A 1,063-nucleotide genomic window follows, 5' to 3' on the forward strand; every position below is an offset into this window, starting at 1 on the left:
GCATATCGCGGCGAATGCAGCACGAAATCGACAGCCGGCCATGATCCGCCGAAACCATGCCGCCATAACCGCCCGGAAACACCAGCAGAGGCATCAAATCAGGCGCTAGGGACGACCCGGTGAAATGCGCCTTGAAGCCGAGCAGGTCCGAAGGGCGGTTGGTCTTCCCGAGCTGGCTGGGCAGCGGTCCTGGTTCCCAGGAGCCGTGTGCGGCGACAATCACCGGCGCACGCAACATCGTCGTTTCGTTCCCGGCTTGAATTCGCACCATTTGCATTTCGCCATCCCGATCGATGGCGACGGCGCGGCAAGGCTGAAAGATTTCGACGCCCGCCGATCGCGCCGCCTGCAAAAGCAGACAGTCGAGAATATCGCGGCCGAGCGCCCGGCCGAAGCCAGGGTTGGCAGAAGGTTCATCGTTTGCACGAGGCCCATTTTTTGCACGAGGCATGGGTGCCTCGACACTCGCATCGCCGGAAAAGAAGCCGACGCGGCGGATTTCGGGGCCGGCATTGGCACGCCAGGCATCGCCGATTTCCAGCTGGTCCAGAAGCGCAAGATTGCTTGCCGACATGTATTCGCCGCAGACCTTGCGGCGCGGGAACACGCTCTTTTCCACAATAGCCACGGCCCATCCGCGCCGGGCCAGCGTCAGCGCGGCGGACGTGCCCGCCGGGCCGGCGCCTACGATGATCGCGTCATGGGTCGACAATCGCGTCATAGGTCATCACCGGCGCTGGCGCCGACAAAAATGTGGGAAAAAAGGCCGGCGCGCCGTTCATCGACCGGTTTGCCGTTTGCTGCGAGCCAGAGACCGGAAAGCTCGCTGCCGCGAAAGCCGGCACGCACGCTTTGAGCCGCGTCGTTTCGGGTCACGTCATTGGCGCCGATTGCCGGCAGAAGACGCGTCGCGGCCAACGCCAGTTTCGCTCGCAACGGCTCTGTCGCCAGCAGCAGCGGGGCCTTCGGCGCCATCAGCGAAAACAGACGCACGAGCTCGGCATCGTCGAAATGATGCAGAAACAGATTGACGGTGATCGCGTCGAACCGCGTGCCCTCATTC

The 1,063-nt window shown here is 63.4% G+C and carries 1 protein-coding gene and 1 pseudogene; both read right to left on the reverse strand.

Annotated elements, in window-relative coordinates; all coding sequences use genetic code 11:
• Positions 1-721: FAD-dependent oxidoreductase (locus EOA86_RS35840; protein WP_128345758.1), on the reverse strand; the 721-nt coding region annotated here is incomplete at its 3' end.
• A pseudogene (locus tag EOA86_RS35845) lies at positions 718-1,063 on the reverse strand (hypothetical protein); the annotation flags it as partial. The pseudogene EOA86_RS35845 and the gene EOA86_RS35840, both read right to left, overlap by 4 nt.

This window comes from Mesorhizobium sp. M5C.F.Ca.IN.020.32.2.1, from assembly GCF_004023105.1.
GTDB classification, from domain to species: Bacteria; Pseudomonadota; Alphaproteobacteria; order Rhizobiales; family Rhizobiaceae; genus Mesorhizobium; species Mesorhizobium wenxiniae.